This window comes from Ureibacillus sp. GCM10028918 (genome assembly GCF_042666115.1).
Taxonomy (GTDB): domain Bacteria; phylum Bacillota; class Bacilli; order Bacillales_A; family Planococcaceae; genus Ureibacillus.
The window spans coordinates 373,636-387,181 of the sequence record NZ_JBHTFK010000007.1; the positions used below are offsets into that span (position 1 = coordinate 373,636).

Genomic DNA, 13,546 nt, shown 5'->3' on the forward strand with positions numbered 1-13,546 from the left:
AGGATAGAACTAATTTGTTCTCATATAGTTACCGAGTTCGCGTTAAAATAACGTTATATATAAATGTTGACAAGCACATGATATAATGTAGAACTTAAGAAGTGGATTAGGAGCAAAAATAGCCTCCGCTTAATCTAAATTGGAGGTGTAGGAGAATGAATAAACGATGGACAATCGGAAAAATTAAAGAATTTGTTGAAAGTAATTCGGAAAGTAAGTTGCTAACGACAGAATATCACGGTTTTTCTCAAAAATTATTATTTAAATGTTCTTGCGGAACAAATTTTGAAAAAACATTTACGAAGTTTAAAAATAATAACCAACGTAAATGTGACGTATGCCAGCCACCAAAAGAGTCACGCTAAGTGTATAAGTGTCGATTTTCTATTATATAGAAGTCGGCACTATTTTTTTGCTAAAAATGAAAATTAATATCAACAGAGAATTGTAACTTTACCTATGAAGCGAAGTCTAATAGGTTGACTGGTTTATGCAAAGGAACAAACTAGGTTGTGAAATATTTAATCAATTTTATATAACAACTCCGGTATAGACAGAGCTATCCCACAAAATGGTGCACGGATTGTCGGATGAATACGATTGGCTCCTGCTATTCTGTTGATGAAGGGAGGTCATATAATGGATTCGCTTAAACATATGAACGATGCCATGAACTATATTGAAGAAAACCTTACGAACGAAATAGACTTCAAGATGGTGGCAAGTTTGGCACATTGTTCTGAGTACCATTTTAAAAGAATGTTTTCGTTCCTTGCAGGTATTCCGCTCTCAGAATATATTCGTCGAAGAAGACTAAGTTTGGCAGCTTTTGAGTTGAATAGTAGTAACCTCAAAATAATAGATATTGCCATTAAATATGGATACAATTCACCCGACTCTTTTACTAGAGCATTTCAGAATTTACACGGTGTAACTCCATCAGAAGCAAGAAATAATGGCCAGCCATTAAAATCCTATCCGCTAATGACCTTTCAATTATCCATTAGAGGAGGAAATGAAATGAATTATCGAATTGAACAGAAAGAGGCCTTTAACATAGTTGGCATCATGAAAAGAGTTCCGATTATTTTTGAAGGGGAAAACCCGGAAATTACAGAAATGTGGAAATCATTGAACACGGAAAAAATAACTCAACTAAAAAATCTATCTAATATTGAACCTGTCGGGCTGATTCAAGCATCTACAAACTTTTCGGATGGGCGCATGGAAGAAAAAGGGGAGCTTGATCAGTATATAGGAGTGGCAACAACGAATAGGTGTCCTGAAGACTATACAAAGCTTGGAGTGCCTGCCCTAACATGGGCGATATTCGAATCGACAGGGCCATTTCCTGGGTCCCTGCAGGAAACGTGGGCAAGGATTTATTCTGAGTGGTTTCCATCCTCCAGCTATCAAGTAACAGAAGGTCCAGAAATGCTGTCGATTAAAAGTAAAGATTTAACATCACCAACTGTAAAAAGTGAAATTTGGATACCAGTTTTAATAAAATAAAAGATGTAGTTATTAAAGATTGATTAAAATCATCTCCCCTCTAAGAATAGCAAGAGGAGAGATGATTTTTTAATTGGATATATATGTTAATATTAATCTGAATGCTGAGAAATGAAATTACTTTTTGGAGGTGGTTTTGTTGAATAAAGAACAACTAAAGGAACGAGCAAGAACATTCGTCCAGATTCCTAGTCATTTTCAACATGTTATAGAAGAATATTATGAGTGGGGAGATGGCGAAGGAGAAGCCGTGTTTTCATGGGCAGATGAACAACAAGATGAAGGAATCTAGATTACACTTGACTTTACTGGTAATTTGACTAGTTTATCCATTGAACGGGATAACACGGAGACTGATAGAATCGCTTTAAATGAAAGTGAATTAAGGGAAATAGCGGAGCGCTATTTGTGTAGTCATTATCCTCAAGACATACAATTCTTAACTCTTTATGAAACAAAAAAATCAACAAATGATGCCTGCAGATTTTCCTATTAGCAAATCGTGATGGATAGCTTTTTACAAAGGCATAATAAAGATACCGTAAAAGCCTTCATTTCGAAAAAAACGGGGAGAATTAGAAGGTTTGTGTGGTTTAAGGAGCGAAGTGGCGACCTTTGTTTAAACCGTGAACAATGTTATCAAAAAGCCATTGATTTTCTGCAAATGAGTATTCCAAATTATGATCAATACCTGCAATTACTTGTCCAGAACCATGACAACGGTGAACTGGATGAGCCTGGAATGACAGAAGCATTTACCTTTCAAGTTCACAATTGGCAAGGTATACGGGTTCCGTTGGAATTGGTAATAGTTACGGTTAATCGGCAAACAGGTCTGATAGATTATTATAGTGGTCCTAGTTTTGATTTTGAACAACTTAAGGCTATTCCATCTGAACCAGTTATTTCTCAAAAAGAAGCACATAACATTTTTCTAAAGTCTCTGGATTTTGAATTAGCACGGAATATAATCTATGAAGAAAATGAAGAAGTCTATGTGCTTGCTTATGAAACTTGCGATCGTGAGAAAAGAAAAGCAATCCGCTACATTGATGCAATGACAGGAGCGGTTATTACAGAAAAAGAATGATAGCATCCTGGAAATGAGAGGGAAGAAAAATTGATACTTGAAACAGATAGATTACAAATCATACCTTGTACAAAAGAAACCGTTCAAATAGCCATAAACCAGAACTATAATAATGGTCCGCAAATTGCTAATTATTTAGAGGATTTAACTAAAGATTCCTCCTTATTATATTGGGGTTGTTGGATAGTTGTTCGAAAATCAGATGATCGGGTGATTGGAGATATAGGTTTTAAGGGGAAGCCGGACGAGAATCTAGCAGTTGAAGTGGGCTATGGTTTCCTTGAAGAATATTGGGGCAAAGGCTATGCAACGGAAGCAGTCGAGGCTTTAATAATGTGGGCTTTTAATACATCGAAAGTAGAGAAAGTAAAAGCTGAAACGCTAAAAGATAATTATGGCTCTATCCGAGTACTAGAAAAGCTGGGAATGCAAAGAATTGATCAGACTGAATCTATGGTTAATTGGAAAATAGATAAAAAATCTTATCTAAAATAAGTATTTTAATATTAAGAGTGTGGGGAGAGGGGAATCACAATGAAAGAAAGACATAAAATTCTTTTCAATCAGCTCGAAACCTATAGAGAAAATGTTCTTCACGTTCTAAATGATGTAGCAGCAGAAGCAGCGGAAATCGTGCCAAACCTTTTTCGGAATAACATTCGATGGAATATGGGCCATATTTATCTAGATCAATACTTATGGATACAGGCTTTGACGAGGGAAAAAACAGTGGCACCTGAAGAATTTAAGAACCAGTTTGGATACGGAACAACACCGGATGCTTTCACAGAGGAAACTCCTTCTTTTGAAGAACTGAAAGAAATGCTGAACCGGCAAGATTGTTGGAAGCCTATGGTCATCGTCTAGATGAAGAGTATTCACCAACAGAAATGGGTATGCACACAATTGAGCAAGTGTTGATACGAACGATTTTCCATGAAGTAATGCATTTGCAAACAATAATTGATATTAAGAAATGTTTATAATGATTCGAGAAGTTACATATGAAGAATATTTTTATACTGCCTCTAAAAATACCATTTTCCTACTCGAGGAAAATGGTATTGGTTGGTAATGTCCCAGCTCATCTAGTCTACTAATTCTTCGCTTAGATTAGATTCTGCTTTTATTACCTCAATATATTGAAGTTGTTGACCTTCTTTTTGCTGAATAGAAAAGTTATATCCCTGATGATGGAGAACTTTTGATAAGTCCAAATCTGGATCCTGCGTATAATACCAGCCACCAATTGTATCAATGCCATCTATTTCGAAATCGACAAATAATAGCTTTTCCACGTCAGCAAGTAATACTTTTGAATCGATAAAATAATGGTTCTCACTGATTTTGCGAATATCAGGAATCTCTTCACCATCGTATTCGTCACGTATTTCTCCAACAAGCTCTTCCAAAATATCTTCAACGGTTACCATACCACTTGTTCCACCATATTCATCCAATAAAATGGCGATATGAATTCGCTCTTTTTGCATTTTTTGCAATAAATTATGGATTGGAATCATTTCAATTACTTGAATGACAGGGTTAATATAATTCGTTAAATTAAATGTTTCAGGCTGAATTCGGTTATTCATGCCAAGAGTTAAAAAATCCTTGATGTTTAAAAATCCTATAATATTATCCCGGTCGCCTTCAAATATAGGGTATCTTGTATATTTTTCTTCTGTTACTTTTGTTAATACCTCTTCAAAAGTAGCATTTAACTCGAAACCAATAATATCGGTACGTGGCATCATAATTTCACGTGCAATTCTGTCATCGAACTCAAATACATTATTCACATATTGCAACTCATTCATATTAATTTCACCGGATTTATAGCTTTCAGAAAGTAAAATTCTTAGCTCTTCCTCAGTATGTGACAGCTCATGTTCTGATGCAGGTTTCATACCAAATAGCTTCAATAGTAAACGAGCCGAACCGTTTAATATCCAAATGAAGGGATATAGAATTTTATAAAAAATTTGAATTGGTTTTGAAAATGCTAACGTTACAGCTTCTGCTTTTTGAATTGCAATTGTCTTCGGTGCAAGTTCTCCTACAACCACATGCAAAAACGTTGCTATGACAAATGCTGCTCCAATTGTAAACCAATGAATATAGTCAGTAGGGATTCCTAAGTTTTCAAACAATGGATGTAAAATAAATTCAAACGTCGGCTCCCCAACCATACCAATTCCTAAAGCTGTCACTGTAATTCCAAGTTGACAGGCTGATAGGTATTCATCTAAATGCGTTGTAACTTGTTTAGCAGCAATAGAACCTGCTTTTCCTTGTGCAACAAGCTGGTCAATGCGTGAATGACGCACCTTAACAATTGCAAATTCTGTAGCTACGAAGAACGCTGTTAAAGCAATTAATATGGCAAAGATAATTAAATATATGACAGTTGACAATAGGTTGTTCTACTAAAAAGGTAGAACATTCACCTCCTAAGTTATTGTATTAAAAGAATTAAGGATTGCATTAAAGCAACACTTTCTGGCGTTACTTTTCGTTTTAGATTTTGTTTTTCTTGCTCGCTTAAAGATTCCATAATTTTCGTGACATCGTTCTCTAGTTTTTTCATTTGAAGGCGAAGCTCATGGATATTCACTTCTTCATAGGGTTTATCTTCTGTTGTATGGTTGCCTATTATTTTGGCTATTTCCGATAAACATTTTCCGGATTTTTTTTGTTGTTCAATCCATTGTATACGCTCAATCATCTCTACAGGATAGAGTCGATAATTTGATGGAGAACGCTCCATTTCAAGTAATCCCAAATTTGTATAGTAATCGATCGTACGTTTTGTAACACCGGCACAAGTTGCAAGATCACTAATTTTTATTTTCTCGTTCCCAATTTGTCACCCCTCCAAACTATTACGTGATACTTAAAGTATAACGTGATAGTTTCTGTTAAGCTATTAAAATGCATTAAGTTATGATGATTTTAAAATTTAAGAGGGATGGTGAATGAAGATAAGAAGTGTTTGGTACTGTGAAAATTTTCTTTTTAAAGTGAAGCGGGTGTCACTATAAGGAAGCGCTGCACACTCTGGAAAATACAGGTAACTACAATTTGAAGGATTTTCACCACTTTAATAGAACTAAGTAAAGAATAAAGAGGGGGAGATCCAATGTTTCCGGTGCTAAAGACTGAAAGACTGAATTTGCGGGAAGTAACAAAAGAGGATACAGCAGCAATTTTTGCTTGTTTCTCAAACGAAAATGTTACTCGTTATTATGGGGAGGAAACGTTGATTCATATAGAACAAGCAGAAAAGTTTGTTGATTTCTTTTCAAAAAACTACGAAGCAAAAAGAGGTATCAGATGGGGAATCGAGATTAAAGGGAGCGAGGGGATCATTGGCACAATTGGATTCAATGCTTGGTCGCCTAAACATAAAAGGGCAGAAATCGGTTACGAAATCCATCCAGACTATTGGAGAAATGGGTATACCTCTGAAGCACTATCAGAAATTCTTGCATATGGATTTGAAATGTTGGGTTTAAGACGAATTGGGGCAGTTGTATTTATGGAAAATGACGCATCTAATAAGTTACTAACAAAAATAGGTTTTAAAAAAGAGGGAGTTTTACGGGATTATATAGTACAAAATGGTACTTCTCATGATACATACGTCTATTCATTACTGAAAAATGAGAACTAGAGTTTCTAGAAAAATTCAGATTTGGAGTGTAAAACTATGACATTAGTTTTAAATAATGAGTTAGCAGAAAAATTGAATCAATCAGAAATGGATGCTTTACGTTCTAGATTAACAGCCATTCAACAAATTCAAGGAAATCCGATGGGCGTGGAGATTCAAAAGTTTGGACAGGCAACTGCATTCTCGGTTCAAAATATACCAGGCCCAGCTTTCAATACAGTAAAAGGGTTAAAAGCAGGTGACGAACCGTACATCGAACAGATTCTAGCCTTTTACAAGCAAAAAGAGATTCCTGCTCGTTTTGAACTCACCCCAGCTGCTGCATCTTCAGAATTGCTCACATGTCTTAGTGAAGCTGGCTATTATCAGCATGATTTTTATACAACACTGTACACGTCTCTTTCCAAAGTAAATATTGAAACATCAAACCCACCCAAATTAAGTATTCGCAAGCTTGAAGGGCGCGAATTTGATATATTTGCTCATATTTATGTAAAAGGGTTTGGCATGCCGGAGTTCCTGAAAAGTGGGGTAGCTCAAAATAATGAAGTTCTTTATGACAATGGGCATTGGACATTTTATCTTGCAGCGTATAAGGGCGAAGCTGCCGGAATTGGGGTATTGTTTATGAAGGATTCAATAGCTACTCTTGCGGCTGCTGCGACAGTTCCGAGTATAAGAAATAAAGGAATACAGAGTGAGTTGATCAAACATCGTATAGGTGAAGCAATTGAAAAGGAATGCAACTTAATTGTTGGACAAGCAAAATTCGGCACTGTCAGCCATAATAATATGGAAAGAGCGGGATTGCAAGTCGCTTATACAAAAGCAATATGGATTGCTAAATAATTAGTTCTTCATATAGAAAAGGCGTTGATCTAAGGAGATTAACGCCGTAAATACATCCAGGGGTAATGGAGCTTATAACTTGTTTAGAACTTCATCAACGTTATCCCATTCATAAATGAGTTCATCCAAAAGCTTTCCACCTATTTTGATTTGAGTTGTTGTATATAACTTTGCACCATAATATTCGTAAAAATGACGAGTTTTATTATCTGCCAATACATCGACGAAGATCTTTTCATGACCTAAGCTTTTAAAGTGTATAAAGAGATGTTTGAGCAGTTTTTTACCAATCCCTTGTCCATGGTATTCTTCTAGCAAGTATATAGTGGTTAAGTCACACGAATTGGGAACCATATTCGTTTCACGTTTTGAGCCAGTCGCAAAGCCGATAATTTTACCTTCTGAATTTTCAGCAACTACTACATAATTATCCTCTTGTACAATATTTTGAATCCACAATTTTGTTCTTTGTTCATAGGATAGCTTATTTAAAAAGTCATCTGGAATGATTCCTTGATAGGTTGTCCTCCAACTATCCACATGAACTTTTGCGATCCCAGCTGCATCATCCATGGTTGCGATTCTTATTTGCATATCAAACACCTCCATAAAAGATATTTCTTTAAATCATGCAAAAATTCCTTTTTAAAGGGAGAGGAGCATGCCTTAATACAAAAAAACACCTCTTCGGAAATCAACAATAATGCAACTTCCAAAGAAGCATTTTATTCTATTTCTTTAAATCAATCACAATCGGTTCCAGTTCAATTTCAATATGTCCTTGTCCAGATAGTTGACTTGCGATATCGACTGGTTGGATGATCAGTTGACTAGCATCGCTTTTTATAGTACCGAATGCCGTTGTTCCAATAAAGGTTTTCCCATTATCCTCTGAACTGCCACCACCACTTGTTTCATCTACGTATACATTCCCAAGATTATCTGTAATTCGGAAAACAGGTGTTACACTTTGCCACTTTGAAAGAAGCTCGTCCGAGACAACTTGCTCATAGGAAATAACCGTCGAAACATCCGTATATTCAATCGTTTGGAGTGTAAAGTCCACACCATCTTTTTGAACATTTCTATTTACGAGTTGTAAATCTCCTTCCAAACGCTCTAAGGAAAAATCAAAGGACCAATCACCCTCGATTTTTAGATTATTGGAAATACTAGTAAAGGCTTGTGGGCTCCAAGTCACTTTCACCGTTTCTGGATATGCATCATTTTTGAAGTTTGGGGTAATTGTTGCTAACCCTACATAACGTGTATCACTAATCTTTGTGATTTGTTCTTCTCCACCATGACCGGTAGCACCAGCCACATCAAACCAATGAGGAATCATCAATTCTTCTCCAAAATCATGTTCTGTTTCAATTGCATACGAAACTGTAATATTCGTACCGTCATACACTGCATCATCAATCATGACAGTAACCCCGTTACTTGCCTGCGAAAGATTAATATCTGAGGATAAGTCATCAAAGTTCGTATAACGATGTTCGTTGTCATTAAAAAATTGAATGACATTATCCATAAAAGGAAGCTGAGATGCAAGAGAAGGGAAAGCAAACCCGGTTGCAGTAGTAGTACCGATAAGAATAATTGAAGCCGCAGCAATCCTGCGCCAAATAGCTGTTTTGCTGCGTTTTTTTAGTACATGCTGTTTGACGCGAGCTTTCTCGATTTCTGTTACGTCAAGTAACTCAAGTTGATCAATATCTAAGTCGAGCCATTCTTTTTTTGTCATACAAATCGCTCCTTTATTTTTGAGTTTGTGGCTAGAATTTTCTTCCCACGATACAGACGGTTATCAACGGCGGCCTTCGATAAACCGAGATTTATGGCAATATCCGAATTTGATAGCTCTAAATAATATTTCATCATAAAAATATCGCGGTCGATTTCTTCTAACTGACTAATCGCAAACAATAATTCCGTCTTTTCTTCTCTTTGAAGGACGGTGAGATCTGTTTGTAAAGAGCTTGCTTTCTGTTCAAGTGGTGCATCGGTTTGTTCGTGGAAAATTTGCTTTTCAGCCTGTCTGTATCGATCGATAGCTTTATACTTTGTAATCATGCCAATCCATTTCTTAAAGTCCTGTGCTTCCCCGTCAAATTGATGGGCATTTTGCCAAACGCTTAGAAACACATCATTTACACACTCATCAATATCTTGTCGTTTCATCGTGTGCAAAATTTTAGTAGCAATCGTTTTTACCAGTGGCAAATAAGCCTCGATTATATAATCCAGTGCATCTTCTTTTTGTTTCTTTAATCGGGGGATAAAGTTTGTCGATGAACATTTCATTTATTTCGCTCCTTATGGTATTGAAAAAGCTTTTTCATAAAGTACAACGAACGGTTTAAGTATTTATTCTCAAAATATCTTTTACTTAGTAAAATTGTACAGGTTGTTTATGCTAAAACATGAGATTTATGGTATTGAAATTATTTTACTTTAAACAGAACGGTGCTTGCGAAAAAGATAGGACATTTTAAATGCGGAATATATTCTGGTGTAACGTAATAAAATTCATTTGGTGACAAATAATGAAGGAATGAGAAGTCTTTGTGAAACTAAATAGAAAGTAACTGCGTATATGTAAAATAATGGAGGGGATTAGATGGTAAATAGATATTCTATTGAAGAATTTGTTAAAAATACAGAGCAAGTCGATAAAGGAGAAGGGTTTTTCGAACTCGAGACACCCCGTATTTTAGAGGTAAACCTGGATGGTCTTGTATGGGCTAAATCAGGGGCAATGATTTCCTATAACGGGAAGATCAAGTTTGAACGTGAAGGAATATTGGAAAATGGCATTGGCCATATGTTCAAAAAGGCATTTACAGGTGAAGGCACGACCCTGATGAAGGCGAATGGAAAAGGGAAATTATATTTAGCTGATAGCGGAAAGAAAATCATCATTCTGAATTTGCAAAACGAGGCCATTCATGTAAATGGCAATGACTTATTGGCGTTCGAGCCTTCCATCAAGCACAATATCAAGCTGATGAAAAAGGTTGCCGGGATGATGGCAGGTGGCTTATTTAATGTGAGATGCGAAGGAAAGGGAATGATTGCTATCACATCGCATTATGAACCACTGACATTACGTGTTACACCAGGAAACCCAATTGTTACAGATCCCAACGCAACAGTGGCATGGTCAGGAAATCTTCAGCCGGAGTTCCAAACTGACATTTCACTAAAAACCTTTGTAGGTAGAGGCAGTGGAGAATCCATTCAGATGAGATTTGAAGGAGATGGATTTGTTATTGTTCAGCCATTTGAAGAAGTGAATATGCAGTCAACTAGTAGTTAAAATTCAAACTGTTTTTGTATAGCTGTTTTTTTCCTTGCGTTCTTTCTTTCTTTGTTTCTTGGATGTATGGCGGCCTAAGTTCGGGAAAGTCTATACCTTAAGAAATAAGAAAGGAGGAATTGTAAATGCAGTATACGAAAGCTTTTCTCATTAAACTTGCCATGACAATCGTAATCTTGTGGATTGTATTGGGATTATTTTATGGAGTTTCATTTGGAAACATACTTCTTATAAGTACGCTCTTAACTATTGTTGCTTTTGTTGGAGATGTGTTTATACTACCTAAAGTGGGAAATTTTATAGCGTCAGTTAGTGACTTATTCCTCGCCTTTTTTGTAATCTGGGGGTTAGGGACATGGGTAAACGGTGAAAATACCTCAATGTTTGCTGCTGCCTTTTTATCAGCTCTTTTTATTGGAGTAGGGGAAATGTTTTACCACCGATATTTCCGGGATCATGTGATAGAAACGGTCCAGGAGCCAGAAAAGAATCATGGCTATACTTATACTCCTAGAGTAACGCAAACTGAGTTCTCAGAGGATTTTGATGAGGGCATGGAAAGAAGACAGAACAATGATATTACTAAAAGTGAAACCGAAGATCCAATGAAATAAAAGAGGAGCTGCCCCATCATTTTAGGGCAGTCCTTTTTTGGCTGAATTAAAAAAGTCTATATTTTTTGAACAGTGTCCAGCGCAAGCGGCCCAGCCCCTCGAGTCGCGGTCTGCCTTTTCCTCGAAGGCAAAAAGCGTGATCTTGTCGGATGCTCCAGCAGCTTGGGGCTCACACGATGTGAGTCATGTCGACTTTGCCACAGGATGTGGCGTTTTCGTCGACACGGGGCCAAACAGGGCGCTTGCGCTTTTCTAATGCACCTTATTTATCATTAAACATATCCGAACTATGCGGGACATGGCTTCTTGTAGATGGGTCGATATAATGTTTAGCAGCATTGATTGCAATTGTTGCTTCACCAAAGCCTGTTGCGATTAACTTCACTTTTCCTTCGTAGTCACAAACGTCCCCGACAGCATAAATGCCTTCAAGATTCGTTTCCATTTTGGAGTTCACATTAATGGAAATCTTACTCATATCTAATCCCCAGTTATTTAAAGCGCCTAAAGAGGAAGTGAAACCATAGTTAACTACCAGTTCATCTGCTTCTAGGGCTTCAAATTCTCCGGATTCCCCATTTTTAAAGGTGACTTTTTGTAGTTTGCCATTGTCACCCTCAAGTTCTGTAGGAACAAGAGGTGTTTTAATATGCACAGATGATTTTTTCAATTGCTCTACACTATGTTCATGAGCGGTAAATTTATCTCGTCGGTGAACAATGGTTACACTCTGTGCAATCTGCTCTAACATTAAAGCCCAATCGACAGCCGAATCACCGCCGCCCAAGACAATGACTTTCTTCCCTTTGAACAGACTCATATCATCGATAAAATAATGAAGAGTCTTTCCCTCGAAGCTTGCAGCATTTTCAATCGTTAATTTTCTTGGCTGGAACGCACCTAAACCTGCTGCTATGATAATGGTTTTTGTCAGATGGTGTTCTTTATCCGTTGTGATTTTGAACACGCCGTTATCTAATTTTTCGTAGCTTTGAATCGTCTGCTCTAATACGAATGTTTGCTCAAAAATTCCTAATTGTTCTTCAAGGTTGGCGATTAATTCTTTGGCCCTTACCTTTGGAAAACCTGCTACATCATAGATGAATTTTTCAGGATAAATAACTGAAAGCCGTCCACCTAGCTGGGGGAGACTTTCTATGATTTTGACAGACAAACTTCGCATTCCAGCATAAAAAGCAGTAAACAGCCCTACTGGACCGCCACCAATAATCGTTACATCATAAACTTTTTCATCGGTTTTCATAATATCCACTCATTTTCTTTTTAATGTTTTGTTGATATTAACTATTTATGAGGAGTATTACCCTAAAAGTAGCGATTTATATTGAAATTGGCAATTTTTATCCTCTGAATATGGAAGTGTTGAAATTAAAAAGTTTGGTTGTTATTTCAATGGACTTGAATTTTTTGCCAATGATTGTGTGAACCTTTAAGATAGGCATATATAGTAAATGAAACGAGGGACTCTTTATTATGAAATATATCATTTTTGACTTTGATGGAACTTTAGCAGATTCAAGTACTGTTTTTATGAAAGCATGGAACAACTATGCAGATACATTTAAGTATGATCGCGTTAAGAGTGAAGACATTACTGCTACAAGAAATTTAGATTTACACCAAAGAGCAAGACTGTTTCATTTCCCGATGCACAAACTCCCGATTATTTTGCCAAAGATTTATGGATATTTTAAAGCTCATATTCAAGAAGTGAAGGTATTTGAGGGCATTAAAGAAATGCTTGATACACTCTCTCAAAGTGGTTATAAAATTATCATACTCTCATCGAATGCAAAGGAAAATATAGAATTGCTCTTAAGGCAGGAGCAGATTGACACAGTATCTCAGGTACTTACATCTAGCAAATTATTTGGCAAGGATGCAGTCTTAAAAAAGTTTTTGAAAAGACAGCAGTCAACACCTGAAGAAGTCCTTTATGTAGGAGATGAAATTCGAGATATTATCTCCTGCAATACGGTAGGGATTCCGTTTATGTGGGTAAGTTGGGGATTGGATGGTTATGAACTCATAGAAAAGGAAAAGCCAAAGTATGTTGTCCATACTCCTCGGGAGATAATTGATACTTTAATTTCACCAATCAGCCTCGTCGTAACTCCATAATTTTTCAAGAAAATGCTATAAACATATGATTTAGATGCTATTTCTCCAAGAAGATTAGCACCTTCCCATAAAAAAATCCCCAATCATAAATGACTGGGGCAAAAATTCTCATATTTATCACCTGAATTTAGGTGAAAAGGCTAAGTTAACAACCGTTCAAAGTATTAACTTACATTTATCATATAGACTTTAGTGTTTTTGCTCAATGCAATATTATTGGCAGTAAGTGATATAAGTGTTTCAAATGGCGTTATTTAGTATTATTGAGGGGATTCTAGAAATAGTGGTTCATTTGTACAGAAAGAAGGTTAATAAAAAAGATACTTTTGAACAGATAT

General features: G+C 36.4%; 15 protein-coding genes and 2 pseudogenes. 11 read left to right on the forward strand and 6 right to left on the reverse strand.

The genetic code is table 11. The features are described 5' to 3' along the window. Positions 1 to 155: 155 nt before the first annotated feature. The 6 genes and pseudogenes from ACFQU5_RS11135 to ACFQU5_RS11160 all read left to right on the forward strand — a co-directional run bounded on the left by ACFQU5_RS11135 (position 156) and on the right by ACFQU5_RS11160 (position 3,588). Positions 156 to 365: a hypothetical protein gene (locus ACFQU5_RS11135; protein WP_390287743.1), complete on the forward strand. Its 210-nt coding sequence runs from the start codon at positions 156 to 158 to the stop codon at positions 363 to 365. Between the two features lie 274 nt (positions 366 to 639). Further along, positions 640 to 1,512 (forward strand): AraC family transcriptional regulator, encoded by an 873-nt coding sequence (locus ACFQU5_RS11140; RefSeq protein WP_390287745.1) that lies wholly within the window; start codon positions 640 to 642, stop codon positions 1,510 to 1,512. 139 nt (positions 1,513 to 1,651) lie between these two features. Beyond that, a pseudogene (locus ACFQU5_RS11145) lies at positions 1,652 to 2,008 on the forward strand (YcdB/YcdC domain-containing protein). Between the two features lie 9 nt (positions 2,009 to 2,017). Further along, positions 2,018 to 2,602: a YcdB/YcdC domain-containing protein gene (locus tag ACFQU5_RS11150; RefSeq protein WP_390287747.1), complete on the forward strand. Its 585-nt coding sequence runs from the start codon at positions 2,018 to 2,020 to the stop codon at positions 2,600 to 2,602. Positions 2,603 to 2,632: 30 nt separating this feature from the next. Continuing rightward, positions 2,633 to 3,097, forward strand: coding sequence for a GNAT family N-acetyltransferase (locus ACFQU5_RS11155; protein ID WP_390287749.1), 465 nt, complete (start codon positions 2,633 to 2,635; stop codon positions 3,095 to 3,097). A 39-nt stretch (positions 3,098 to 3,136) separates the two neighbouring features. Further along, positions 3,137 to 3,588, forward strand: a pseudogene (locus tag ACFQU5_RS11160) (DinB family protein). Between the two features lie 102 nt (positions 3,589 to 3,690). On the opposite strand, the gene ACFQU5_RS11165 reads toward ACFQU5_RS11160, so the two are convergent. Together ACFQU5_RS11165 and ACFQU5_RS11170 are read right to left on the reverse strand one after the other, a co-directional pair. Beyond that, positions 3,691 to 5,019: a hemolysin family protein gene (locus ACFQU5_RS11165; protein WP_390287751.1), complete on the reverse strand. Its 1,329-nt coding sequence runs from the start codon at positions 5,017 to 5,019 to the stop codon at positions 3,691 to 3,693. A gap of 41 nt (positions 5,020 to 5,060) precedes the next feature. Next, positions 5,061 to 5,468: a MerR family transcriptional regulator gene (locus ACFQU5_RS11170; protein WP_390287948.1), complete on the reverse strand. Its 408-nt coding sequence runs from the start codon at positions 5,466 to 5,468 to the stop codon at positions 5,061 to 5,063. A gap of 276 nt (positions 5,469 to 5,744) precedes the next feature. On the opposite strand from ACFQU5_RS11170, the gene ACFQU5_RS11175 reads away from it, so the two are divergent. Together ACFQU5_RS11175 and ACFQU5_RS11180 are read left to right on the forward strand one after the other, a co-directional pair. Next, positions 5,745 to 6,278: a GNAT family N-acetyltransferase gene (locus tag ACFQU5_RS11175; protein ID WP_390287753.1), complete on the forward strand. Its 534-nt coding sequence runs from the start codon at positions 5,745 to 5,747 to the stop codon at positions 6,276 to 6,278. A gap of 36 nt (positions 6,279 to 6,314) precedes the next feature. Beyond that, positions 6,315 to 7,127 carry a GNAT family N-acetyltransferase gene (locus ACFQU5_RS11180; RefSeq protein WP_390287755.1) on the forward strand — a complete coding sequence of 271 codons (813 nt, stop codon included), beginning with the start codon at positions 6,315 to 6,317 and terminating at the stop codon, positions 7,125 to 7,127. A 72-nt stretch (positions 7,128 to 7,199) separates the two neighbouring features. Here ACFQU5_RS11180 and ACFQU5_RS11185 read toward each other — a convergent pair whose 3' ends face one another. The 3 genes from ACFQU5_RS11185 to ACFQU5_RS11195 form a co-directional block, all read right to left on the reverse strand. After that, positions 7,200 to 7,721 (reverse strand): GNAT family N-acetyltransferase, encoded by a 522-nt coding sequence (locus tag ACFQU5_RS11185; RefSeq protein ID WP_390287757.1) that lies wholly within the window; start codon positions 7,719 to 7,721, stop codon positions 7,200 to 7,202. Between the two features lie 136 nt (positions 7,722 to 7,857). Next, on the reverse strand, positions 7,858 to 8,877 hold the full coding sequence (locus ACFQU5_RS11190) for a DUF4179 domain-containing protein (RefSeq protein WP_390287759.1): 1,020 nt from the start codon (positions 8,875 to 8,877) through the stop codon (positions 7,858 to 7,860). Further along, positions 8,874 to 9,437, reverse strand: coding sequence for a sigma-70 family RNA polymerase sigma factor (locus ACFQU5_RS11195; RefSeq protein ID WP_390287761.1), 564 nt, complete (start codon positions 9,435 to 9,437; stop codon positions 8,874 to 8,876). The genes ACFQU5_RS11190 and ACFQU5_RS11195 overlap by 4 nt, the downstream gene beginning before the upstream one ends. 316 nt (positions 9,438 to 9,753) lie before the next feature. Between ACFQU5_RS11195 and ACFQU5_RS11200 the strand changes: the two genes are divergently transcribed. Both ACFQU5_RS11200 and ACFQU5_RS11205 read left to right on the forward strand, forming a co-directional pair. Further along, a complete protein-coding gene (locus ACFQU5_RS11200) occupies positions 9,754 to 10,452 on the forward strand; it encodes an AIM24 family protein (protein ID WP_390287763.1) in 699 nt (232 codons plus the stop codon). A 125-nt stretch (positions 10,453 to 10,577) separates the two neighbouring features. Beyond that, positions 10,578 to 11,066, forward strand: coding sequence for a YndM family protein (locus ACFQU5_RS11205; RefSeq protein WP_390287765.1), 489 nt, complete (start codon positions 10,578 to 10,580; stop codon positions 11,064 to 11,066). Between the two features lie 262 nt (positions 11,067 to 11,328). Here the strand turns inward: ACFQU5_RS11205 and ACFQU5_RS11210 are convergent, their stop codons facing one another. After that, positions 11,329 to 12,330: an NAD(P)/FAD-dependent oxidoreductase gene (locus tag ACFQU5_RS11210; RefSeq protein ID WP_390287767.1), complete on the reverse strand. Its 1,002-nt coding sequence runs from the start codon at positions 12,328 to 12,330 to the stop codon at positions 11,329 to 11,331. 230 nt (positions 12,331 to 12,560) lie between these two features. Here ACFQU5_RS11210 and ACFQU5_RS11215 point away from each other — a divergent pair, with 230 nt between their 5' ends. Beyond that, positions 12,561 to 13,208: an HAD-IA family hydrolase gene (locus ACFQU5_RS11215; RefSeq protein WP_390287769.1), complete on the forward strand. Its 648-nt coding sequence runs from the start codon at positions 12,561 to 12,563 to the stop codon at positions 13,206 to 13,208. The last annotated feature ends 338 nt before the right edge of the window (positions 13,209 to 13,546 follow it).

Bases quoted from the DNA above. Each gene is read 5' to 3' on its own strand.
- ACFQU5_RS11135 (WP_390287743.1), top strand. From the start codon at position 156: ATGAATAAACGATGGACAATCGGAAAAATTAAAGAATTTGTTGAAAGT.
- ACFQU5_RS11140 (WP_390287745.1), top strand. From the start codon at position 640: ATGGATTCGCTTAAACATATGAACGATGCCATGAACTATATTGAAGAA.
- ACFQU5_RS11150 (WP_390287747.1), top strand. From the start codon at position 2,018: ATGGATAGCTTTTTACAAAGGCATAATAAAGATACCGTAAAAGCCTTC.
- ACFQU5_RS11175 (WP_390287753.1), top strand. From the start codon at position 5,745: ATGTTTCCGGTGCTAAAGACTGAAAGACTGAATTTGCGGGAAGTAACA.
- ACFQU5_RS11180 (WP_390287755.1), top strand. From the start codon at position 6,315: ATGACATTAGTTTTAAATAATGAGTTAGCAGAAAAATTGAATCAATCA.
- ACFQU5_RS11185 (WP_390287757.1), bottom strand. From the start codon at position 7,721: ATGCAAATAAGAATCGCAACCATGGATGATGCAGCTGGGATCGCAAAA.
- ACFQU5_RS11190 (WP_390287759.1), bottom strand. From the start codon at position 8,877: ATGACAAAAAAAGAATGGCTCGACTTAGATATTGATCAACTTGAGTTA.
- ACFQU5_RS11195 (WP_390287761.1), bottom strand. From the start codon at position 9,437: ATGAAATGTTCATCGACAAACTTTATCCCCCGATTAAAGAAACAAAAA.
- ACFQU5_RS11200 (WP_390287763.1), top strand. From the start codon at position 9,754: ATGGTAAATAGATATTCTATTGAAGAATTTGTTAAAAATACAGAGCAA.
- ACFQU5_RS11205 (WP_390287765.1), top strand. From the start codon at position 10,578: ATGCAGTATACGAAAGCTTTTCTCATTAAACTTGCCATGACAATCGTA.
- ACFQU5_RS11210 (WP_390287767.1), bottom strand. From the start codon at position 12,330: ATGAAAACCGATGAAAAAGTTTATGATGTAACGATTATTGGTGGCGGT.
- ACFQU5_RS11215 (WP_390287769.1), top strand. From the start codon at position 12,561: ATGAAATATATCATTTTTGACTTTGATGGAACTTTAGCAGATTCAAGT.